Source organism: Pseudomonas sp. HN2 (genome assembly GCF_020736465.1).
GTDB classification, from domain to species: domain Bacteria; phylum Pseudomonadota; class Gammaproteobacteria; order Pseudomonadales; family Pseudomonadaceae; genus Aquipseudomonas; species Aquipseudomonas moraviensis_A.
On sequence record NZ_CP085885.1, the window covers coordinates 3,309,995 to 3,332,824 of the forward strand.

At 58.8% G+C, this 22,830-nt stretch carries 16 protein-coding genes; 11 read left to right on the forward strand and 5 right to left on the reverse strand.

The window, feature by feature from the left end; translation table 11 throughout:
- Window positions 1–110 precede the first annotated feature (110 nt).
- The 3 genes from LIS66_RS14310 to LIS66_RS14320 all read left to right on the forward strand — a co-directional run bounded on the left by LIS66_RS14310 (window position 111) and on the right by LIS66_RS14320 (window position 4,468).
- Window positions 111–1,166, forward strand: coding sequence for a tetratricopeptide repeat protein (locus tag LIS66_RS14310; protein ID WP_123419506.1), 1,056 nt, complete (start codon window positions 111–113; stop codon window positions 1,164–1,166).
- A 132-nt stretch (window positions 1,167–1,298) separates the two neighbouring features.
- A complete protein-coding gene (locus LIS66_RS14315) occupies window positions 1,299–2,801 on the forward strand; it encodes an ATPase domain-containing protein (protein WP_042610073.1) in 1,503 nt (500 codons plus the stop codon).
- Window positions 2,798–4,468 (forward strand): ATP-binding protein, encoded by a 1,671-nt coding sequence (locus tag LIS66_RS14320; RefSeq protein ID WP_042610074.1) that lies wholly within the window; start codon window positions 2,798–2,800, stop codon window positions 4,466–4,468. Before LIS66_RS14315 ends, LIS66_RS14320 begins: the two co-directional genes overlap by 4 nt.
- A 45-nt stretch (window positions 4,469–4,513) precedes the next feature.
- Here the strand turns inward: LIS66_RS14320 and LIS66_RS14325 are convergent, their stop codons facing one another.
- From LIS66_RS14325 to LIS66_RS14345, 5 genes are read right to left on the reverse strand one after another with little or no spacing between them, the layout of a single operon-like run.
- Window positions 4,514–4,891, reverse strand: a complete 378-nt coding sequence (locus tag LIS66_RS14325; protein WP_039761562.1) for a response regulator — start codon at window positions 4,889–4,891, stop codon at window positions 4,514–4,516.
- A gap of 44 nt (window positions 4,892–4,935) precedes the next feature.
- On the reverse strand, window positions 4,936–6,150 hold the full coding sequence (locus LIS66_RS14330) for a hybrid sensor histidine kinase/response regulator (protein ID WP_065616290.1): 1,215 nt from the start codon (window positions 6,148–6,150) through the stop codon (window positions 4,936–4,938).
- Complete coding sequence (locus LIS66_RS14335) at window positions 6,144–6,737, reverse strand: chemotaxis protein CheB (RefSeq protein ID WP_227972414.1); 594 nt, start codon at window positions 6,735–6,737, stop codon at window positions 6,144–6,146. Before LIS66_RS14335 ends, LIS66_RS14330 begins: the two co-directional genes overlap by 7 nt.
- Window positions 6,734–7,567 carry a CheR family methyltransferase gene (locus LIS66_RS14340; RefSeq protein WP_064362669.1) on the reverse strand — a complete coding sequence of 278 codons (834 nt, stop codon included), beginning with the start codon at window positions 7,565–7,567 and terminating at the stop codon, window positions 6,734–6,736. Before LIS66_RS14340 ends, LIS66_RS14335 begins: the two co-directional genes overlap by 4 nt.
- On the reverse strand, window positions 7,567–11,040 hold the full coding sequence (locus LIS66_RS14345; RefSeq protein ID WP_042610079.1) for a response regulator: 3,474 nt from the start codon (window positions 11,038–11,040) through the stop codon (window positions 7,567–7,569). Before LIS66_RS14345 ends, LIS66_RS14340 begins: the two co-directional genes overlap by 1 nt.
- Window positions 11,041–11,304: 264 nt before the next feature.
- Here LIS66_RS14345 and LIS66_RS14350 point away from each other — a divergent pair, with 264 nt between their 5' ends.
- From LIS66_RS14350 to LIS66_RS14385, 8 genes are all read left to right on the forward strand, one after another.
- The gene (locus LIS66_RS14350; RefSeq protein WP_042610080.1) at window positions 11,305–11,670 is read left to right on the forward strand and encodes a response regulator; all 366 of its coding nucleotides are present in this window, start codon (window positions 11,305–11,307) and stop codon (window positions 11,668–11,670) included.
- Window positions 11,671–11,834: 164 nt separating this feature from the next.
- A complete protein-coding gene (locus LIS66_RS14355; RefSeq protein ID WP_227972415.1) occupies window positions 11,835–15,758 on the forward strand; it encodes a hypothetical protein in 3,924 nt (1,307 codons plus the stop codon).
- Window positions 15,759–15,849: 91 nt separating this feature from the next.
- Entirely contained in the window at window positions 15,850–17,151 is a 1,302-nt protein-coding gene (locus LIS66_RS14360) for a glycosyltransferase (protein WP_227972416.1), read from the forward strand.
- Window positions 17,152–17,265: 114 nt separating this feature from the next.
- Complete coding sequence (locus tag LIS66_RS14365) at window positions 17,266–18,138, forward strand: phospholipase (protein ID WP_116657486.1); 873 nt, start codon at window positions 17,266–17,268, stop codon at window positions 18,136–18,138.
- A 78-nt stretch (window positions 18,139–18,216) separates the two neighbouring features.
- Window positions 18,217–19,122, forward strand: a complete 906-nt coding sequence (locus LIS66_RS14370) for an AraC family transcriptional regulator (protein WP_042610084.1) — start codon at window positions 18,217–18,219, stop codon at window positions 19,120–19,122.
- Window positions 19,123–19,463: 341 nt separating this feature from the next.
- On the forward strand, window positions 19,464–20,774 hold the full coding sequence (locus LIS66_RS14375; RefSeq protein WP_042610085.1) for an ABC transporter substrate-binding protein: 1,311 nt from the start codon (window positions 19,464–19,466) through the stop codon (window positions 20,772–20,774).
- Between the two features lie 149 nt (window positions 20,775–20,923).
- Window positions 20,924–21,850 carry a carbohydrate ABC transporter permease gene (locus tag LIS66_RS14380; RefSeq protein WP_041480415.1) on the forward strand — a complete coding sequence of 309 codons (927 nt, stop codon included), beginning with the start codon at window positions 20,924–20,926 and terminating at the stop codon, window positions 21,848–21,850.
- A gap of 8 nt (window positions 21,851–21,858) precedes the next feature.
- Window positions 21,859–22,689 carry a carbohydrate ABC transporter permease gene (locus tag LIS66_RS14385; protein ID WP_016774872.1) on the forward strand — a complete coding sequence of 277 codons (831 nt, stop codon included), beginning with the start codon at window positions 21,859–21,861 and terminating at the stop codon, window positions 22,687–22,689.
- Window positions 22,690–22,830: the final 141 nt, after the last annotated feature.

The window sequence follows — 22,830 nt, forward strand, 5'->3', positions numbered from 1 at the left end:
TTCACAGTCGACACGTGTCGTAGGACGTTTCGCTGGCAAGGGTTTGACTCACGCGCCAAGCTGACCGAAGCTTGCCGCTCTGCTCAAGTTCGAAGCTTTCGGAAACCCGCATGACTCAGTCCCGCCGCAACCTGCTGATCGGCCTAGGCCTCGTACTGATCCTCGGCGTCATCTGGCTGTCCTTGCGCAGCAGCACACCGACCATTCCCGATGCTATCAAACATGGCTACAGCGAAGCGCTCAACGCCGCCCGTACCGGTGAGCCCGGAGCGGCGCGCCAGTTGTACCAGCAATTGGGCCGCCCGGACATCTCGGTCAAGCGCCGGGTCTGGCTGCATGGCGAGCTGCCCAATTATCCGAGTCCGCAGGCACTGAAACTCGCTGATATCGATTTGCACCACGAAGCGCCACAAGTGCGCGTCGCGGCGATCAAAAGCATCGTCGGCCTCGTACCCGGCGGGCAGCGCAGTCTGTTGCTCGGGCCGTTGCTCGACGATGAAGAACAAACGGTCCGTTTCGCCGCAATCAATGCCCTGCTCGGCCTGACGCCTGACGAGCTGGGCCTGTATTTCGCGCCGCTGCAGCAGGCCATCGATGGCTGGCAGCAGAATCTCGAAAGCCAGCCGGAAAGCGCCGCCCATTATGCGCAATTGGCCCGCCTGTATATTCACAACGCCGAGTACAAACAGGCTCAAGAGGCCTTGGACAATACCTTGCGCCTGGAGCCCGGCAACCTGCCGGCGCTGGTCATGCAGATCGATGTACTCGATCGCCAGGGGCAAAGCGATGCCGCTCGCCAGTTGCTCGCCCGCCAGCTCAAGGCGCAGCCTGATTCGGCCTATCTGCAGCACGCCCTCGGTCTGTGGCTGCTGCATCACGGCCAGCGCGAATACGCCCTGCTTGGCCTGTCCAAAGCCGTCGAGCTGGAGCCCGACAACAAGGATTATCGCTACGACCTTGCCACCACTCTGCACAGCGCAGAAGAGCTGGAAGCGGCGCAGAAACAATTGCAGGAAATCGTCCAGCGCCACCCCGCCGACCGCAAGGCGCGGGTGCTGCTGATCAATTACTGGAAGGAAAGCGGCCAGTTGCAGAATGTACAGATTCTGCTGGCGCAACTCGAACAACTGAATCCAGACGACCCGGCCCTGCAACAAGGTCTTTAATCAAGCTATAGCGGGTGCAATCGGCCACCTGTCCAAAGAAAAAGCGGAACCGTGAACACGCCCTGAGGTCAAGTTACTCAGGCGGCTCACCTAAGCCAGCCGCCGATTACCCTAGTCATAAGAGGGCATTTTTTGACTACATCAAACGAGTTGATCAGTGCGAAAGCTGCCGTTGGCATCGCAGGTCTGGATGACATCCTCGCCGGTGGCCTGTCTCGCGGCCATGTGTTTTTGCTCGAGGGTGAACCCGGGACCGGCAAAACCACGGTAGCTCTGCATTTCCTCCGCGCCGGAGCGCTGGAGGGGGAACGCTGCCTGTACATCACTCTCTCGGAAACCGAGAAAGAACTGCGTCAAGGTGCACTCTCCCATGGCTGGGAGCTGAACGAGAACATCCAGATCTTCGAACTGACGCCGCCGGAAAGCCTGCTGAACGCCGAGCACCAGCAAAGTCTGCTGTACTCCTCGGACCTTGAGCTGGGTGAGGCGACCAAACAGATTTTCGAAGTGGTCGAGCGCTTCAAACCGACCCGCGTGGTGCTCGACAGCCTCTCGGAAATCCGTCTGCTGGCGCAAAGCTCCTTGCGCTATCGTCGGCAGATCCTGGCGATCAAGCACTACTTTGTGCGCTACGACGCCACCGTCCTGTTGCTCGATGACCTGACCACTGAGTCCCTCGACAAAACCGTGCACAGTGTCGCCCACGGCGTCATCCGCCTTGAAGAGCTGACACCGAGCTACGGCGCCGAGCGTCGTCGAGTACGAGTGGTCAAGTATCGCGGACAGAAATACCGTGGCGGTTTCCATGACTTCACCATCATGGGCGACGGCGTCCACGTTTTTCCACGCTTGGTGGCGGCCGAACATCGCGGCGATTACGCACGTCTGCAGTTGTCCAGCGGTATCCCGCAAATGGACGCCCTGCTCGGTGGCGGTATCGAAACCGGCTCAAGCACGCTGATTCTCGGCCCGGCCGGTACCGGCAAATCACTGATTTCGATGATCTTCGCTGCCGCTGCGGTGGCTCGCGGCGAGAAAGCCGCGCTGTTCATTTTCGATGAAGAGCTTGGCTTGCTGTTCGAGCGTATGCGCCATATCGGCATCGACCTTAAAGCCTTGCAAGCGACTGGCAATCTGCTGATCGAGCAAGTGGACGCCGCTGAGCTGTCGCCCGGTGAGTTGTCGCATCGCGTGCGCCGTTGCGTTGACGAGCGCGACATCAAAACCGTCGTTATCGACAGCATCAACGGTTATCAAGCGGCGATGCCGGAAGAAAACGCGCTGGTGCTGCACATGCATGAGCTGCTGCTGTACCTCAACCGTAAAGGCGCGGCGACCTTCATGACTGTTGCCCAGCACGGTCTGGTCGGCGACATGCAGGCGCCGGTGGATATCACCTACCTGGCCGACACGGTGATTCTGTTGCGTTACTTCGAAGCCCTGGGCAAGGTCCGTCGGGCCATTTCGATTATCAAAAAACGCACCGGCAGCCACGAATCGACCATTCGCGAATACCGGATTTCCTCGCGCGGCATGACCATCGGTCAACCGCTGGAATCCTTCCAGGGCGTGCTGCGTGGCGTGCCGACCTACATGGGAGCGGGTAATCCGCTGCTCGAGGATGAAAGCTTGTGACGGTCAATACCCCGTTGGCCGAACGGGTGCTGATTCTGGCGCCCATGGGTCGCGACAGTCAGATTGCGCTGATGATCCTCAATGAGGCCGGTTACGGTGGCCTGAGTGCGCCGGATCTTGGCGCCCTGCGGACCGAGCTGGAACTCGGCGCAGGGCTGCTGCTGATTGCCGCCGAAGCGCTGCGCGGGCCGGAACTCGGTGATCTGATCGAATACCTCGATCAGCAACCCGCATGGTCGGATCTGCCAATCGTCCTGCTGACTCATCACGGCGGCGAGGAACAGGGGCCGCCGTCGCGACTGAGCGCACTGCTGGGCAACGTGACGTTTCTCGAACGACCTTTCCATCCCGCGACGCTGGTCAGTCTGGTCTCCGCCGCCCTGCGCGGGCGGCGACGACAATACGAAGCGCGCGATCGTCTGATCGACCTGAGTGAAAGCGAACGACGCCTGCAATCGACCCTGGAAACCCTCGAGCAGCAGGTCGAAGAACGCACCGCACAACTTCGCCACAACGAAGAAGCGCTGCGCCAATCGCAGAAGATGGAAGCGGTCGGCCAACTCACCGGCGGCATCGCCCATGACTTCAACAACATGCTCACCGGCATTATCGGTAGCCTCGAACTGCTGCGCCGACGTCTGGCCAGAGGGCGTACCGAGGATCTCGACAGCCTGATCGATCTCGGCGTGACGTCCGCCAACCGCGCCGCCGGCTTGACCCATCGCCTGCTGGCGTTCTCGCGCCGTCAGTCACTCGACCCGAAAGCCGTGCAAATGAACACGCTGGTGCTGTCGATGGGCGAGCTGCTGCAACGCAGCCTCAATGAAAGCATTCATCTGGAAATGCGCCTGGACGACAACCTCTGGGTGGCCGAAGCCGATCCCAATCAACTCGAAAGCGCCCTGCTCAACCTAGTAATCAACGCCCGTGATGCGATGCCCGAGGGCGGCAAACTGGTGGTGGAGACCAGCAATCAGGTTCTGCATCGCGACTTCACGGCGGCCTACAGCAATCTGGAACCGGGCGATTACGTGATGCTCAGCGTCACTGACAACGGCAGCGGCATGCCGCAGAGCGTGGTCAGCCGTGCGTTCGATCCGTTCTTCACCACCAAGCCGATCGGCCAGGGCACCGGGTTGGGCCTGTCGATGATCTATGGCTTCAGCAAGCAATCACGCGGGCATGTGTCGATCGACAGTGAAGTCGATCAAGGCACCACTGTCAGACTGTATCTGCCGCGTTTTCGCGGTGAGGAAGCCGAGCAACCGGTCTCGGATTCACAACAGGCGCCCTACGCGATGGACGGCGAAACCGTGTTGATCGTCGAAGACGACCCGGCAGTGCGGGTGTTGGTCAGCGCCGTGCTCAGTGAGTTGGGTTACGCGTTCGTAGAGGCCAGTGACGCCGATGGCGCGGTACCGATCCTCAACTCGACGCAGCGTATCGATCTGCTGATCAGCGACGTCGGTCTGCCGGGCATGAATGGTCGGCAACTGGCGGAGGTCGGTCGGCAATATCGACCGGGTCTGAAAGTCTTGTTCATTACCGGTTATGCCGAGCACGCGGCGGTGCGTGGTGGCTTCCTCGACTCGGGGATGCAGATGATCACCAAGCCCTTCACCTTTGATCTGCTCACCGCCAAGGTGCGCGAGATGATCAATAGCTAAAACAACGGGCGCCGTGATGACGGATTACGGCGCCCGTCGTTTTAATCAGGCCAGCAATTCCTGAATCTTTTCCTGCAACACATCCAGATCGAAGGGTTTTTCGAGAATCGGTGCCTTGTTGGTGATCGGACTGCCAGTCTCGCGGATTTCCTGCGGGTAGCCGCTGATAAAGATCACCTTGAGGTCCGGTCGCAATTTGACGGCCGGCTCGGCGATCTGCACGCCGGAGATTCCCCCCGGCAGGCGAAAATCGGTAATCAGCATGTCCAGGTGAGGTTTGCTGGCGAGGATCTCGAAAGCCTGCTCGCCATTTTCCGCTTGCAACACGCGATAGCCCTGCCCTGACAGGTAATCCGTCAGGACCATCAAGATAACCGGTTCGTCTTCGACGACGAGTACTACATCTTGCGCATCTACGCTCATGGGAAGCCTATGTTCGGTCAATAGCTGCTGATACGACCGTGTGGTCACTCAGAGGTTGCGTCGGATATGCCGTTTTCCTGGATCGGCAGACAAACGCGAAACAGGGCGCCCTCGTTGATTTCACTCTCGACGACGATGGAGCCGCCATGGGCGGCGACGATCTGCTCGGAAATGAACAGACCCAGCCCGAGCCCGGCCACCACCGTCTTGGCGGACACCCGTTCGAACTGCTGAAAAATACGCTTCTGATTCTCGGCGCTGATACCGATGCCGTGGTCCTGAACTTCGACCCGTGCCTCTTCACCTTCGCGATAAACGCGCACCTGAATCGGGCTCCGCCCGCCATAACGCAAGGCATTGGTCAGCAGATTGGACACCACTTGCTCGATGCGGAACTCGTCCCAGCAACCTTCGACCGGCGCCGCCGCTTCGAAGGACACACTGGTTTCCGCCGCTTCCATTTGCGGGGCAAAGTTCTGTAGCAGATTGCTGACCAGTTGCACCAGATCGAAACGACTCGGGCGGATCGACAGTTTGCCGGTGCGGATTCGCGAAACATCGAGCATGTCTTCGATCAGGCGGATCAGGCTTTTGATCTGTCGCTCATCGCGGTCAACCATCGCCTGCATCTTGTCGAGGGTGAACGCCGAGGCGTTGTCCCGGGCCAGGTGCATCTTGCGCAGCTGGGTTTCGAGAATCAGGCCATTGAGCGGTGTGCGAACTTCGTGGGCAACGATGGACATGAAGTCATCGCGCATGCGCACCGCTTGCTCGAGCTCAAGCTGAGTGCTTTGCAGCTGTTGCAAAAGCGCTTCCTGCTCGCGTCGGGCCTGCTCCAGCGCCTCGACCTGCTGCTTCATGGCCTTGCTCTGGCGATACAGATCGACGAAAACGTTGACTTTGCTCTTCACCGCGTGGATATCCAGCGGCTTGTGCAGGAAGTCCACCGCACCGCTTTCGTAGCCTTTGAACGCGTAGTTGAGTTCACGGCCGGCGGCGCTGACGAAGATGATCGGGATGTTCTTGGTCTTCTCGGTGCCACGCATCAACTCGGCCAGTTCGAAGCCATTCATGCCGGGCATCTGCACGTCGAGAATGGCCATGGCGAATTCGTGTTGCAGCAGCAGCGACAGTGCTTCGTCCGCCGACAGAGCCTTGTAGACCGTGCGATCCTCGCGCTTGATCAGCGCTTCCAGCGCCAACAGGTTTTCTGGCAGATCGTCGACGATCAACAGTTTGGCTTGGATATTACTCAGCATGCGATTCGTTCCAGCTCGACTAGCAGACGGCCGATGCCGTGAATGGGTAGGACATGATCCGGCTGCAGAACGTTCAGTGCAGCCTGGGGCATGGTGGCGACTTGTGCATCCTTGGGATCTTGAACAATGCTCAGGCCGCCGCAGCGCTTGACGCAGGCCAACCCGCAAGCGCCATCCTGATTGGCGCCGGTCAGCAGTATGGCGGCGAGTGTCGGGCCGTAGACGTCGGCGGCGGACTCGAACAGGTAATCGATTGAAGGCCGCGAGTGGTGCACGCGATCCTCGAGACTCAGCGACAGGCTGCGATCCGCTTCGATCGACAAGTGGTAACCGGGCGTGGCGAAGTACACCGTGCCGGCTTCGATATCCTGCTTGTCTTCGGCTTCTCTGACCGGCATCGCCAGGCGCCGGGAAAACACTTCAGCCAGATGACTGCGGCGCTCTTCCGGCAGATGCAGGACGATGATGATCGGCAGCACATAGCCTTTGCGCAGCGGCCCGAGCAGGGTCAGCAAGGCTTCGACACCGCCTGCGGAGGCGCCGATCACGACAGCCTCGATGCGAGGCAGGCTCGGGGTGTCGTTCATAGTTTGCGGTAGATCCGTTCTTGTTTGACCAACGCCTCGAACTGGTTCGAGTAGTTGGAAAAATCCAGGGTTTCCTTGCTGCCCAGCACCAGAAAGCCGCGATGCGACAGCGATTCATGAAACAGCCCGAACGCCCGGTCCTGCAGCTTCTTGTTGAAGTAGATCAGCACATTGCGGCAAGAGATCAACTGGGTTTCGGAAAACACGCTGTCGGTCGCCAGGCTGTGGTCGGCGAACGTCACGTTCTCGCACAGGCTCTTGTCGAAAATCGCGTAGCCATAGGCTGCGGTGTAGTAATCGGCAAATGAACGCTGGCCGCCCGCCTGCTGGTAATTGGCGGTGTAGGCGCGGACATTTTCCATGGAGAAAATCCCTTGCTTGGCCTTTTCCAGCGAGCGCGGATTGATGTCGGTGGCGTAGATGATCGTGCGGTCGAGCAGGCCTTCTTCGCGCAGCAGAATCGCCATCGAGTAGACCTCCTCGCCCGTGCTGCAGCCGGCGATCCAGATCTTCAGCGACGGATAGGTACGCAGCAGCGGCACCACTTCGTTGCGGATCGCCAGAAAGTGCGACGGATCGCGAAACATCTCGCTGACCGGGATCGTCAGCAGTTGCAGCAGTTGCATGAACGCCGTCGGGTCGTGCAGGACTTTCTCCTGCAGCGCCGAGATGGTCGCGCATTCGAACTGACTCAGCGCGTGCTGCACCCGGCGCTTGATCGAAGCGCCGGAGTAGTCGCGAAAGTCATAGCTGTATTTCAGGTAAATCGCCTCGATCAACAAGCGTAATTCGATTTCGCTGTTGCGCTCGGCTGAACTGCTGCGTTCCACTAGATGCGTTCCATTTTCGGTAACCACACACGTATCAGCGAGAACAGACGATCCAGGTCGATGGGCTTGGCCAGATAATCGTTGGCGCCCGCCTGCAGGCAGCGCTCCTGATCGTCCTTCATGGCCTTGGCCGTCACCGCGATGATCGGCAGCTTGCGCCAGCGCGGATCCTTGCGGATTTCCATGGTGGCTTCGAAGCCATCCATTTCCGGCATCATCACGTCCATCAGCACCAGGTCGATGTCCTCGACTTCGTGAAGTTTCTCGATCGCTTCGCGGCCATTACGGCCGATCACCACGACCGCGCCCTTGTGTTCCAGTGCGCTGGTCAGGGCGAAGATGTTGCGCACATCGTCGTCTACCAGCAGCACTTTGCGACCTTCGAAGACCTTGTCGCGGCTGCGCGCGGTCTTGAGCATCTTCTGCCGTTCATGGGACAGCTGCGATTCGACTTTGTGCAGAAAGAGTGTGACCTCGTCCAGCAGCCGCTCCGGCGAGCGCGCGCCCTTGATGATGATCGAACGCGAATACTTGCGCAGCTCGGCCTCTTCATCGCGGGTCAGGTTGCGTCCGGTGTAGACAATGACCGGCGGGAACGAGCAGATGTCCTCGGTGGACATGCGCTTGAGCAGATCGTTGCCGAGCATGTCCGGCAGCTTCAGGTCGATGACCATGCAGTCGTAGATGGTCGTGCGCAGCAGCTCCAGCGCGTCCTGTGCCAGACCGACCGCGGTGATTTCGATGTCTTCATCGCCGATCAGCCGCGCGATGCTTTCGCGTTGCAGATCGTCATCCTCGACCAACAGCACGCGCTTGACCTTCTGCGTCAGCTTGGCTTCGAGACGGGCGAACACGTCCTTGAGCTCTTCGCGGGTGGTCGGTTTCACCGCGTAGCCGATGGCGCCCATGTGCATGGCGGCCTCGACGCGGTCTTCGACGGAAATCACGTGCACCGGAATGTGCCGGGTTTCAGCGCGTTCCTTCAGGCGTTGCAGCACGGTGAGGCCAGAGTGATCCGGCAGGCGCATGTCGAGCAGGATCGCATCCGGCACGAACTCGCGGGCCAGGTCGTAGCCTTCGTCGGCGCCGTGTGCAACCAGGCACATGTAGCCCAACTCATGGGCCAGGTCATAGAGGATACGGGCGAAATTCGGCTCGTCTTCCACCACCAGAATGCAGCGGGTGGCGAACGGCGCCTTGTTGCGGTCATCGGCGAAGCGCGGGATGACCGCCGGAATTGCCGATGCCACCGGCGCCGCGACGGCAAGCGGTGTCGGCGTCGCAGGTGCCGGGTGGAAGGTCAGCGGCGCCGCCGGCGAGTCACCGAATTCGTGGTACTGACGCGGCAACACCAGGGTGAATGTACTGCCCTGCCCCGGTACGCTGTCGACGCTGATCGAACCGCCCAGCAGTGTCGCCAGATCTCGAGAGATCGACAGGCCCAGACCGGTGCCGCCGTACTTGCGGTTGGTGGTGCCATCCGCCTGACGGAACGCCTCGAAGATACTTTCCTGCTGATCGGCGGCGATGCCGATCCCGGAATCCTTGACGCTGAAGGCAATGTGGTCGTTCGGCTGCGCGGTGATGGTCAGACTGACTGCGCCGTGCTCGGTGAACTTGATCGCGTTGGACAGCAGGTTCTTGATGACCTGTTCCAGGCGCTGGCGGTCGGTGAACAGCAAGGCTGGCGCGTCCGGCTGAACCTCGACGCTGAAGGCCAGTTTCTTATCGGCGGCCAACGGCTCGAACATCGAGCGCAAGCCGTCGACCAGACGATCGACGCGGGTGTTTTCGGCCAGCACTTCGAGCTTGCCGGCCTCGACCTTGGAAATATCCAGAATGTCGTTGATCAGGTTGAGCAGATCGTTGCCCGCCGAGTAGATCGATTCGGCAAACTTGACCTGTTCCGCCGACAGATTCTGCTGCGGGTTTTCCGCCAGCAGCTTGGCCAGAATCAGCGAACTGTTCAGCGGCGTGCGCAGTTCGTGGGACATGTTGGCGAGGAACTCGGACTTGTACTTGCTCGAACGTTGCAGCTCTTCGGCACGCTCTTCGAGCTGGATCTGCGCCTGATTCAGTTCGGTATTTTTCTTGTCCATCGCATCGCGCTGTTCGGCGAGCTGCTCGTTGGTCTGCTCCAGCTCCACCTGCTGGGTTTCCAGATGCGCCTGGGATTCCTTGAGAATCCGCGACTGCTCTTCCAGCTCTTCGTTGGCAGTCTTCAGCTCTTCCTGCTGCACTTGCAGCTCTTCATTGAGCTGCTGGGTTTCGGCCAACACTTCCTGCAAACGTTGACGGTAGCGTGCTGCTTCGATCGAAGTGCCGATGTTGCCGGCAATCAGCTCCAGCAGCTCGATGTCGCGTTCGCTCAGCGGACGCAGGAAACCCAGTTCGATCACACCGTTGACCCGGTCGTCATCGCTGGTCGGCACCACCAGCACACTGTGCGGCAGGCCGGCGCCGAGGCCGGAGCTGACTTTGAAATAGTCGGCCGGGACCGAATCGAGACGGATCAAGCGTGCTTGTTCTGCGACCTGACCGACGATGCCCTCGCCACTGTAAATCGTTTGATTCAGCTCTTCCTGCTCGCGGGAGAAGCCGTAAGTAGCGACGCGCTTGAGGCCGCCATGCTCTTCGCGCACATAGAGAGCGGCGACGGCGGTGCCGAGGTATTGCGCGCAGAATTGCAGGATGTTGCGCCCCAGCAGATTGAGCGTCAGTTGCCCCAGCACCTGCTCGGCCAATTGTGTCTGGCCGTTGCGCAACCACGCCTGTTTCTCCAGACGCTCGGCGCTGGCCTGTTGCGCGGCGAGGTTGGCGCTGTAATCGGTCGAGAGATTGACCAGGTCCCGTCGACCGATGTAAGCCAGCAACCCGCTGATACCAACGATGAAGATCAGGTAAAGCGTGATGCTCCAGATGGTGGTGCGGCGCACGTCTTCGTTGCGCGTGGCACGCAGCACCTGCTCGGTCTCGATGACGTCTTCGAACTGCTTGCGAATTTCATCGGTCAGGCGCTTGCCCCGCCCGGCCTTGACCGCACCGCGATAATCGCCGCTGCTGCGCTGCAGATCGATCATCGACTGCGCGTAATTGGCCCACTCCACCTGCAACGCCTGCAAACGCCGCAGACGATCGGTCTGCACCGGATTGTCGGCGGTCAGCTCCAGCAACGTATGGAGGGCGACATCGATACGCGGTTTGGCGATTTCATACGGGTCGAGGAAGTGCTCGTCACCGCTGAGCAGATAACCGCGCATGCCGGTTTCCAGATCGACGGTGAGTTTCACCGCCTCATTGGCGTTATTGATCACCCGGTCGGTGTGCTCGACCCATTGGATGACGGACAGCAAATAAGTGATCAGCGAGACGAAAAACACCGCACTGAGCACGCCGACGCCCAGCGGCAGGCTGACGTTGCGACTCAGGAGTTTGCGGAACCGTTGTTCATCAACCGAGGACGGAGAGGACATGGGGCAGCCTTGTCGAACTGTTGAAAACCCGAGAGTTTGCCCCAAAACCCTGGCATGGATCCATTTTTCTCACACATTTGATGGCATTTTCCTACGCACGCCTGCGCATTGGACGACGCCAACGGTTATCCTTGCCGCACCGCACGTACGTGTTCTTTTTTGTATCAGCCTGGGAACTTGTGGCTATGCGCCACTTACTCATGCAAGAGTCCGGCAATTTCGATCACCCGGTATCCCCCGATTTCATTTTTTGAGAGTCCCGCCATGTCTGCCAATGCCCCCACCATCCTTGTCGTAGAAGATGACAACATCGTGCGCATGCTCATCGTGGATGTGCTTGAGGAGCTGGGATTCACTGTGCTGGAGGCTGAAGACGGTAACGCGGCACTCAAGATTCTCGCGAAGGCTGGCAAGCAGATCGATTTGATGATGACCGACCATGGCCTGCCTGGCATGGATGGCCGCGAACTCGCTGACAGGGCGCGGGAACTGCGCCCTGCTCTGCCCATCCTGTTTGCCAGCGGTTATGCCGAAAATATTCCGGTGCCCGCCGACATGCATGCCATCGGCAAACCGTTTTCCATCGATCAATTGCGCGACAAAGTCAAAAGCATCCTGAAAAAATCCTGATAGTTGTTTCACTGGAAGCAACTTGTCATATCCGATAACACCCGGTAATCAACTATCACCGCCATTATCCGAGATGCATCTCTATCCTGAATGAACTTTGGCCGCGTTAATACTTAACGAATATCCAGCCAGGGAACTTTCGATATTCAATCAGGATAGAGCCCATGAAGTTCATCTCGTCAGACGTGCCTGCCGCCGTCGATCGCTCCGCATTCAACAAACAGGAACGCGCCCTTATTGCCGGGGCGCTTGCAAAAGCTCTTGAAGCGAGCGAATTCAGTGTCTCTGCCGGTGATTACTCGGCAAGCGCCTCACTGCCTTCCAGCAGCGTATTCAATGTGCAGGATCGTTTCATACCCAGGGTTATCGGCAGCAGTTTTGATGAACGCTGTGAGCCGGCACGCAATGCCTTTGAAACAATGATCGAGGCCCCCGAGTTTGCTCAGCTATTACGCAAACACTCGTACGCCGCTGATATCCAGCTAGGGGTTGACGCCAACGCCAGCATTTTCATTGTTTATGCTTCGGAGTTCGAATCCCATCGGTTCAGCGTTTCATTCGATAGCGCGCAAACGTCAATCTTTTCCGAAGAAGTCAACATGCTTGCCGATCTGGCAAAAAGCATTGGCGGGGTGGTTTATTCCGGCCAAGTGATCGGCATAGTGCAGTGGTTGAGTTTCCACGGTTATAACGTGCCGACCACTATTGGCGAGACCAGGTCATTGATCGAATGGCTGGCCTTCGAACTGCCTGAGCCACCCATCCTGGGCGATTACCAAGAAATGCTCCACGCCGATCAATCCTCGCCGTTTCATTTATCGATCACAGACCGCCACGTCATCACCCATACCGTGCATGAGTTGACCCGAGGTGCGACTAGCCTGTTGCAGGCACTGGCGTTCGCCAACTTCAACCTGATCCCGGCGCCGGACATACGCGAGCACGCAGACAAGTTTCTGCAAAACTTCCTGCGTGGCAAGACCGCGCGCGCACTCGGAGCCACGTTGCATGAGCGGCTCGGCTGGCATCTGGAAGCCGATGACCCGGACGTCCGCGATCGCCAGCTCGACGAGTTGGTGCTGGCGGCGCTGATCATCGACATGCAATTGCGCTCCGATCAACCCCTTGTCGCGGGTTATGACTTCTATCAGCCAGCGAATGCCGGACGAAGCGCCGCGCAAGTACGCGTCTTGTTCGAACAGCATCTGGTTGACCAAGGCCTGAGCGAAGCGCACAACGCCCCACTGGCAGCGCATCTGTTACTGGCGGGCGGAGCTCCGGAGCTGCTGATCGGACAGATCCCGCCCGGGCTGACGCTGGACAAGCCTGGCTGGGTAACTGTTCGCCAGACCGTCGCGGTCATCGAACACGCCGCCCCTGGCAGCACGCGCGCCATGACATTTGCGCAACTCAAGACGTTTTCCGAACTGACTCCGGCCTCCCCCGAGCTCGACAAGCTGTACGAAACGGCGGCGATCGCGGCGGTAGTGGACTGGGCGGTACTGACCGGGGTTATCCCCTACCGCAGTGCCAAGGACTACGACAAGGCAGCGGTGATCAACGCCAGCACGTATTTTTCGCGCTACATGGGAGCCCTTGCCCAATCCGAGAGCGGGTTGTCCAGCGCGCCCCCCGACCGGCGCAAAATCGCCTTGCGGGCACTGGAGGAAGTGATGCCCGCCGACCCCTATCTCGAACAGCAGGCCTTCGAAATAAAGTACCTGGACAGTTTCGGCGAACGTAGCTGGCTGGAAGGTCTCAAGGCTGCGCATCCAGCGGGAATCCTCAGCGAGTTCTGGGACTTCCTCGCCAGTGCCACTGACAACAACGAATACGCAATCAATGGTCTGCTGCGCATGCGCCTGTCGATTCTCGATCTGTATCTTTCCGGGGATCTGGTTGAGGACGGACAGCTGTCGGACAAATTCAAGACCCGCGATAACTTCCACCCCCCAGCCGATGCTTTCGCCCGCCTGGCCGAACTGCAATCGCCGTTGCCACTGTTTGAACAGGCGTTTGCTCGTTACTACCAGAATGTGCGCGAGAGCTTGTCGTCGCTGATCAAAATGGCGATCACGCAAATGCCGGAGCGCGATCGTCTCGCCTTGACCCGCGGAAAAATGACTCTTTACACCGTCAGGAAAGAAGTCAATCCACTCAATCCGAATCAGGAAACACAAATCCAGCGGGATGAAGCCAACGGGCGTTACGGGATCATTCTGTGCTGCACCCACGGCGATCAGATCCGCGCGTACGAACTGTTCACGCTGCGCGGCCTCTGCTGCGAGCGTCCCGATCTGGCGGTCCGGTTGCAAGACAGCGGCCTGCTCAACCAGCGTCCGACCCTCTCGTATACCGGCAGCAAATACGATTTCCAGGACAAAAACAAAGCCAGCGAGTGGCCCCTGGATTACGCCGCCTACCGCGAGGGCAGCGAACCACGTCAGGGCGTGACATCCAGAGTGGTGGTTGAAAAGCTCTGGCAGTTGCAACTTGAAGCGACCGATGTGCGCGCGGTTCCGCTGTTCTTCTCAGCGCAACTGGATGAGATCGCCGAGTGCGTGCTGGACAACCATCCGGTTGCCCGCCGCGAAGAGCTGTATGCCGCTCTGGATGTACGCAACGGCCTGGAAGAATGGCGCGATACCAGGGAAACCGTCGAGAACCTGGCAGTCAATGTCATCGTGCCGTTCAAACAGTGCATTGAAGACATTCGTTCCGGACGCACCGATCGTGTGGCCGAAGGCATCGGTGGCTGCGTTCTGGACGGCCTGTCGGTCATCGGTCTGCTGGTCGGTCTTGGCGCGTCGGCAGCGAGCATCATCGCCAAGACCGGGTCGACCACCCTCAAACTGCTGAAGGTCGCCAAAGCCGTGGCCCGCGCGGCCGTGTCGTTGATCAACCCGCTCGACGGCGTGCCCACCCTTGCCCGCAAGGGCTTGCGTCTGGTCAAGCGCGGAGTCGTATTTGCCGGGGAAAACGCGCTCGACGCCGCGCACAGCGCCAGCGTGCAATTGAGACGATTGATGCATGGCACTGAGGGTCGTGACTGGCTCAAGCTTTCCCACACCCGCGATGTGCGTCAGGCGACCTGGCGAGGGGCCGACGCGCTTGGCGAGGCGATCGACATCGCAGTGCTCGAGCGCAACCACGATTGGCACGCGCTGAACATCCGCACCGGCGGCGCCTGGGGGCCGCGCCTGAAAATACTCGACCTCGGGAATTTCTCCCCGCTGCGGCGCCTGTTCGGCCGCTTCAAGCCGTTCAGTTACACCCGGGGCTATCTGAAAAAAGCCATTCCCCGTGCCCGGACCAAACTGGACAACGCCATCAGCGCGCTGTCGCAGCGGTCATCCAACGACGACATCAGCGCAGTGCTCAAGCATGTATTCGGCAACGATTCCGATGAAGTGGTCCAACATCTGTCAAAACACTTCAGCACCATGCGCAAGGATCTCGAATCGATCAGCTTCAGTAACGTAACGTTCCGCCCCCATCAGCCGGACGTGATCGCCTCGCTGTCGCCTGCGGCGTATAAGCGCTGGAAGACGGCGCTGCGCACCGGCGAGAAAATCGACGAATCGGCCGTCAGGTTTCTGTCGATCTATCCGGACAATCTGAACGAGTTCTACAAGTCGTCACGCTACGACGTCGGTTGCGTCGCCGACGTTTTGATTCATGAGATGTCCCACGGTGGCCCGGACACCCTCGATCTGTATTACGGCAAGGTCTACCCCGAGTTGTATCACGCAGAATTCGATGCCGTCGGATTGCTCGAGCTGGCCCGTGATGCGCGCAAGGCACATCCGGACAACCTGATCAATCCACATCATGCAAGTGCGCACCGGGAGGGATTCGTCGAGTACGACCGGGTGAAGGCCAGTCTGCCGAAACTGGTGCAGAAACATCCTGCGCTGGCCAACGCCGAGTCCTACATGCTCGCGGTGTCCCTGCTCGATCAAGCGCAAACCCGCCCGGCCATCTTGAGCTTCAATATGAAGACCATCGATGAGGCCGTGCGGAACACCGCTGCTGGCAAGTTCCTGCAGGGGCCGCTGCTGCTCAATCTCGCCAAACCGGTCAGCTGAGCACTGAAACGGCCTGGCGGCGAACAGGGTGCAATCCGATCACCTCGCTGTGATTTAATTGCGCCCTTTTCCATGGGTCAGAGGATCAGTCGTGAGCCATTCGCATAACACCAAAGTTCTGGTCATCGGCTACGTCTGGCCCGAGCCCCGATCCTCCGCGGCCAGCGGGCATGTCATGCAGATCCTCGAGACGTTCCTGGAGCAAGGATGGAAAGTCACCTTCAGCAGCCCGGCCGGCCCGGGTGAGCACAAGGCTGACCTGACAGCGATGGGCATTGAGGAAGTGCCGATTCAGCTCAACAACAGCAGTTTCGACGCGTTCATCAGCGCGCTGGCGCCGGATATCGTGCTGTTCGATCAGTTCATGATGGAAGAACAGTTTGGCTGGCGCGTGGAGAAACACTGTCCGGACGCCCTGCGTATCCTGGAAACTTCTGATCTGCAAAGCCTGCGTCATGCGCGTCATCAGCGCCTCAAGGACCGACTGAAAAGCAACGACGAGCAGACTGATTTCACCGGGCTGTTTGCACCGGCATTGCACGAAGAATTCCAGTTGATGGCCGGCACCGATCTGGCCAAACGGGAAATCGCTGCGCTGTATCGGTGTGACTTGAATCTGATGATTTCCGAAGTCGAAATCGACTTGCTCGCAGGGCAATTCGGCCTGCCACGGCAAATCCTGCACTGGTGTCCGCTGATGATCGATCTTCCGGACACCGCCCTGCCAGGCTTCGCCGAACGCGCGCATTTCCTCAGCATTGGCAACTTCCGCCACGCGCCGAACTGGGACGCTGTGCTCTGGATGAAAACCACCCTGTGGCCGCTGATCCGCGCGCGGCTGCCTCGCGCGCAACTGCATGTCTATGGTGCCTATACGCCGCCCAAGGCCACAGCGCTGCACAATCCCGCGCAGGGCTTTCACATCATGGACTGGGCCGAAGATGCCCTCGAGGTGATGTCTGCAGCCCGAGTCTGCCTGGCACCGTTGCGCTTTGGCGCCGGCATCAAGGGCAAACTGCTTGATGCCATGCTGTGCGGCACGCCCAGTGTCACCACGCCGATTGGCGCCGAAGCCATGCATGGCGACACGCCGTGGCCAGGAGCCGTTGCCCTCGACGCGAACAGCTTTGCCGAACAGGCCGTGCAACTGTACGAAAATCCGCTGCGCTGGCAGCAAGCGCAGATTGAGGCGTCGACACTTTTGCAGCAGCGTTATCAGCGCAGCGTGCACGCCCCTCGTCTGATCGACAGGATCAACGATTGCCGACAAAACCTGGCACAACTTAGAAACAATAACTTTACTGGTGCCATGTTACGACACCACACACTGAAAAGTACCCAGTACATGGCTCAATGGATTGAGGCCAAGAACCAATTACATCCAGCGGATTGATAATTGCTCCAACTACATCACTTGCATTAAAAGCACACTTTCTCGACCCGTTGAATATGCTTATAAACATCCTGCGCGCAACTTTTTATCAACTTCATTCGCAGGATATGCAACATGGAAAACTTCGACAACATTCAAACCTATCAGTGGATGGCTGACGCTCCAGACATTGACAATCTTTCACTCTTCGAAATGACTTTGCCCGGTGCGCATAACGCCGGTTGTGACTGGGATGCCTCTTACGCGCTGATTCCCGGAAAAAACTGGCTTGCCTGTCAGGACGTTTCCTTTTATTCGCAGTTGAATCGCGGCGCTCGCGCACTCGACGTGCGCCTCGTTTACGACAACAAAGCAAACCAACTGGCCAAATTCCGTTTCCACCACAATGGATATACCTCTTCACGAACTCTGGAAGACCTTATACGGGACGTGAAGGGATTTTATGAAAGAAGTCCGGATGAGTTCATCATCCTCGACTTTCATGAACTTTCCGGCGCTAAAGATCCATTCAATCACGCGGAATTCAAAGCGGCGTTAGTGGAAAACCTTGGTGAGCGACTGATTCCCACCGACAATCTGCATCTGACGCTGGGCCAACTAAAAGCCATCAATCCGTTGCAACGCATCATGGTGGCCGCGCCGATGACCTGGGACACGCGGGACTATCGTTTCTACAGCCAGATCAATCACAAATGGATCGGTCAATCGCACGTCAGTACCTCGGATCTGCATGGCTATATCACCAACGTATTGAGCACAGCCGTCAGTACGCTTCGCCCGTGGTCGCTGTCGGCAACCAGTTACACCCTCGGCGGCCCGCAGCGAATCCTCGACAGTCTCGACAGTTGGTTCGACCCGGCTCAGTCGGATTGGGCGCGCAAGTGCAACATCATCAATTTCGACTTCATCAAAAACTCGCACATCGTGCGTTTCTGCCAGATGGCCAACCTGCAAAAGGCTCGCGCCAAGCTCAACCAAGCGGCGTAAACGGGCGACCGTGCAGAAGTGGCACAAATGTCGAAAAACGAGGCATGATCGCGCAGCGATAATAAAAAAGTGCCCGTCATGACCCGAACCGCTCGCGTGACCGATCCTTCCTACGAGTTGATGGACGACCATAACGGTTTGTCCATCATCTACCGCCAGCACGGCTTCCCCTGCCCGCTGGTGCGCTGGCATTTTCACAAGGAATACGAACTGCACCTGATCGTCGCCAGTTCCGGCAAGGTGTTCATCGGCGACTACATCGGCAACTTCTATCCGGAAACCCTGTTTCTCACCGGGCCCAACCTGCCGCACAACTGGATCAGCCAGGTCGCCGAAGATGAAGTGGTCGAGAAACGCGACATGCTCGTCAACTTCACCGACGAATTATTCGAAAGCGGGCATCAGGTTTTCGCTGAACTGAAAAGTCTCGCGCCGCTGCTTGAGCGTGCGCAGTACGGCATCGAGTTCCGCTGCAAACGCACGATCCGCCAGGCGATGACGCTGATGCAACGCATCGCCGACAGCAGCGGCATCACCCGCCTCGGGCACTTTTTCATCCTGATGGAACTGCTCGCGGCCAGTGACGATTTCCAGTTGCTGTCCGGCGCCACCACGCCGCAATTGGCCGACGAACACAACATCGACCGCACCAACCGTGCGGTCGATTACATCTTCAGTCACTACGCCCGAGATATTTCATTGGAAGAGGTGGCCGAACACTTGGGCATGACGCCGACCTATTTCAGTCGAGTGTTCAAACAGGCCACCGGGCGCAACTTCATCGAGTTCGTCAATCGCCTGCGCATCAGCAAATCCTGTGAACTGCTGGCCGACGGCGACAAACCGGTGACTGAGGTGTGCTTCGAGTCGGGCTTCAACAATATTTCCAACTTCAATCGGCGCTTTCAGCAGCTCAAGGGCATGACGCCTTCGCACTATCGACGGCTGGCGGTGCAGCGCCTGACAGAACAAAACCACGGCTGATAAACAAAGCCCCTGTAGGAGTGAGCCTGCTCGCGATGGCGGTGAGTCAGCCAACACATTTGCAATGTGAAACACCGCTATCGCGAGCAGGCTCACTCCTACAGGGGCTGTGTTGGCATCAGAAATCTGTACGCATTCGCTAACGCTCCATCGCGCAAAACCCCTTCCCTGCGTTCCCCCAAGCAAACCCCAGTGCAAAAAAGTATCAACAAAAGTGCTAGGGATGATTTGTCAGTCCTGCCATTGAAGGCTGTAATCAGCGCAGATTCTTCCTGCATTCGGAAGACACAAAAACAATAACTGTCCTTCTGCCCCGACGGGTGTCAGAAAAGGAGTGCACGATGCAACCCACTGCAAAAGCTCTGCTCGCTCTCACCTGCATGACCCTCAGCAGCGTCAGCCTTGGCGCCCAGACCCTGACCATCGCCACCGTCAACAACAGCGACATGATCCGCATGCAAAAACTCTCGAAGACCTTCGAGAGCGAGCACCCGGACATCAAGCTCAATTGGGTGGTGCTGGAAGAAAACGTCCTGCGTCAGCGTCTGACCACTGACATCGCCACCCAGGGCGGACAGTTCGACGTGTTGACCATCGGCATGTACGAAGCGGCACTCTGGGGCGGCAAGGGCTGGCTCGAGCCGATGAAGGATCTGCCGGCCAGTTACGCTCTGGACGACGTGTTCCCCTCGGTGCGCGAAGGCCTGTCGGTGAAAGGTTCGCTGTATGCGCTGCCGTTCTACGCAGAGAGTTCGATCACCTACTACCGCACCGACCTGTTCAAGGACGCCGGGCTGACCATGCCGGAGCGTCCGACCTGGGAAGAGATCGCCGGTTTCGCGGAAAAACTCACCCAGAAAGACAAAGAGCAATACGGCATCTGCCTGCGTGGCAAGGCCGGCTGGGGCGAAAACATGGCGTTGGTCACCACGGTCGCCAACGCCTACGGCGCGCGCTGGTTCGATGAGCAGTGGAAACCGGAATTCAGCGGGCCGGAATGGAAAAATGCGCTGAATTTCTACGTCAACACCATGAAGAAATCCGGCCCGCCGGGCGCATCCAGCAACGGTTTCAACGAAAACCTCGCCCTGTTCAACAGTGGCAAATGCGCGATCTGGGTCGATGCCAGCGTCGCCGGCTCGTTCGTCACCGACAAGACCCAGAGCAAGGTCGCCGATCACGTCGGCTTCACCTTCGCCCCGCATCAGGTCACCGACAAAGGCTCGGCGTGGCTGTATTCGTGGGCGCTGGCGATTCCGACCAGCTCCAAGGCCAAGGACGCGGCGAAAACCTTCAGCGCGTGGGCCACTTCCAAAGAGTACGGCGAACTGGTTGCCAAGACCGATGGCATCGCCAACGTGCCACCGGGCACCCGCGCTTCGACCTACAGCGACGCGTACATGAGCGCCGCGCCGTTTGCCAAGGTGACGCTGGAGTCGCTGAAGGCCGCCGACCCGAGCAAGCCGACGCTCAAACCAGTGCCGTACATTGGCATTCAGCTGGTGACCATTCCTGAATTCCAGGCCGTGGGCACCCAGGTCGGCAAGCTGTTCTCGGCCGCGCTGATCGGCCAGACCACGGTGGATCAGGCGCTGGCAGCGGCGCAGCAGACCACGGAACGTGAGATGAAGCGCGCGGGTTATCCGAAGTAATCCGCAAAGCTTGCTCCTGCTTTTGTAGGAGTGAGCCTGCTCGCGATGAGGCCGTGTCAGTCGACATCAACGTTGAATGATATTGCGCTATCGCGAGCAGGCTCACTCCTACAGGGGATCTTCATTCGCCTGTCGAATCGGTTACTGCCATGAATACTTCAACTGCCAAAGCCCACATCGACCTGTCGCCACCCCAGCGCAAGCTGCGGGTGCGCAACCCAGGCTGGTTTCTGGTCAGTCCTTCGGTGGCACTCTTGCTGCTGTGGATGATCGTGCCGCTGGGCATGACCCTGTACTTTTCGATGATCCGCTACAACCTGCTCTACCCCGGTGAAAACGAATTTGTCGGGCTGGAGAACTTCACCTATTTCCTCACTGATTCGGGTTTCATGCCCGGCGCGACCAATACGTTGTTGCTGGTTGGCAGCGTGTTGCTGATCAGCGTGGTCTTCGGCGTGCTGATCAGCGCGTTGCTGGAGGCCAGCGAATTTCTGGGTCGCGGTCTGGTGCGAGTGATGCTGATTTCGCCGTTCTTCATCATGCCCACCGTCGGTGCGCTGATCTGGAAGAACCTGATCTTCCACCCGGTTTCGGGGATCCTCGCCTACATCTGGAAGTTGTTCGGCGCGCAACCGGTCGACTGGCTGGCGCACTACCCGCTGCTGTCGATCATCATCATCGTTTCGTGGCAATGGCTGCCCTTCGCGATCCTGATTCTGATGACGGCGATGCAGTCGCTGGATCAGGAACAGAAGGAAGCCGCACGCCTGGACGGGGCCGGCCCGATTGCGATTTTCTGGCATCTGACGCTGCCGCATCTGGCACGGCCAATCGCCGTGGTGGTGATGATCGAAACGATCTTCCTGCTCTCGGTATTCGCGGAAATCTTCACCACCACCAATGGCGGCCCCGGCTACGCCTCGACCAACCTCGCCTACCTGATCTACAACCAGGCGCTGGTGCAGTTCGACGTCGGCATGGCTTCGGCGGGCGGTTTGATTGCCGTGGTCATCGCCAACATCGCCGCGATCATTCTGGTGCGGATGATCGGCAAAAACCTGACTGACAAAGCGTGAGGCCTGCCATGACGCTCCAACAATCCCGCCGCCTGCAAAGCCTGCTGCTCGGTACGCTGGCCTGGGCCATCGCGATCGTGATTTTCTTCCCGATCTTCTGGATGGTGATGACCAGCTTCAAGAGCGAAATCGACGCCTTCGCTACGCCGCCGCAGTTCATCTTCACACCGACGCTGGAGAACTACCTGCACATCAACGAGCGCAGCGACTATTTCAGTTTCGCCTGGAATTCGGTGGTGATCTCCTTCAGCGCCACCGCCCTGTGTCTGTTGATCGCGGTGCCGGCGGCCTACTCGATGGCGTTCTACGAAACCCAGCGCACCAAAGGCACGCTGCTGTGGATGCTCTCGACCAAGATGCTGCCGCCGGTGGGCGTGCTGATGCCGATCTACCTGTTGGCCAAGAGCTTTGGCCTGCTCGACACGCGCATTGCACTGATCGTGATCTACACGCTGATCAACCTGCCGATCGTGGTCTGGATGGTTTACACCTACTTCAAGGACATCCCCAAAGACATCCTCGAAGCCGCCCGGCTTGATGGCGCGACGCTGTGGCAGGAAATGGTGCGCGTGCTGCTGCCGATCGCCAAGGGCGGCCTCGCCTCGACCGTGCTGCTGTCGCTGATCCTGTGCTGGAACGAGGCGTTCTGGTCGCTGAACCTGACCTCGTCGAATGCCGCGCCACTGACTGCGTTGATCGCCTCGTACTCAAGCCCCGAAGGTCTGTTCTGGGCCAAGTTGTCGGCAGTCTCGACCCTCGCCTGCGCGCCGATTCTGATCTTCGGCTGGATCAGCCAGAAACAACTGGTGCGCGGGCTGTCGTTTGGTGCCGTGAAATGAATACCCCTGAGCGAACACATTCCCCTGTAGGAGTGAGCCTGCTCGCGATTCGGCCGTGTCAGTCGACATCAATGTTGAAGGACATTCCGCTATCGCGAGCAGGCTCACTCCTACAGAAAAGCGCGTCCGGCTTAACAGAAT

Coding starts and splice junctions, on each gene's coding strand:
- LIS66_RS14310 (WP_123419506.1), top strand. CDS start 111: ATGACTCAGTCCCGCCGCAACCTGCTGATCGGCCTAGGCCTCGTACTG.
- LIS66_RS14325 (WP_039761562.1), bottom strand. CDS start 4,891: ATGAGCGTAGATGCGCAAGATGTAGTACTCGTCGTCGAAGACGAACCG.
- LIS66_RS14330 (WP_065616290.1), bottom strand. CDS start 6,150: ATGCTGAGTAATATCCAAGCCAAACTGTTGATCGTCGACGATCTGCCA.
- LIS66_RS14335 (WP_227972414.1), bottom strand. CDS start 6,737: ATGAACGACACCCCGAGCCTGCCTCGCATCGAGGCTGTCGTGATCGGC.
- LIS66_RS14345 (WP_042610079.1), bottom strand. CDS start 11,040: ATGTCCTCTCCGTCCTCGGTTGATGAACAACGGTTCCGCAAACTCCTG.
- LIS66_RS14350 (WP_042610080.1), top strand. CDS start 11,305: ATGTCTGCCAATGCCCCCACCATCCTTGTCGTAGAAGATGACAACATC.
- LIS66_RS14355 (WP_227972415.1), top strand. CDS start 11,835: ATGAAGTTCATCTCGTCAGACGTGCCTGCCGCCGTCGATCGCTCCGCA.
- LIS66_RS14365 (WP_116657486.1), top strand. CDS start 17,266: ATGGAAAACTTCGACAACATTCAAACCTATCAGTGGATGGCTGACGCT.
- LIS66_RS14370 (WP_042610084.1), top strand. CDS start 18,217: ATGACCCGAACCGCTCGCGTGACCGATCCTTCCTACGAGTTGATGGAC.
- LIS66_RS14375 (WP_042610085.1), top strand. CDS start 19,464: ATGCAACCCACTGCAAAAGCTCTGCTCGCTCTCACCTGCATGACCCTC.
- LIS66_RS14380 (WP_041480415.1), top strand. CDS start 20,924: ATGAATACTTCAACTGCCAAAGCCCACATCGACCTGTCGCCACCCCAG.
- LIS66_RS14385 (WP_016774872.1), top strand. CDS start 21,859: ATGACGCTCCAACAATCCCGCCGCCTGCAAAGCCTGCTGCTCGGTACG.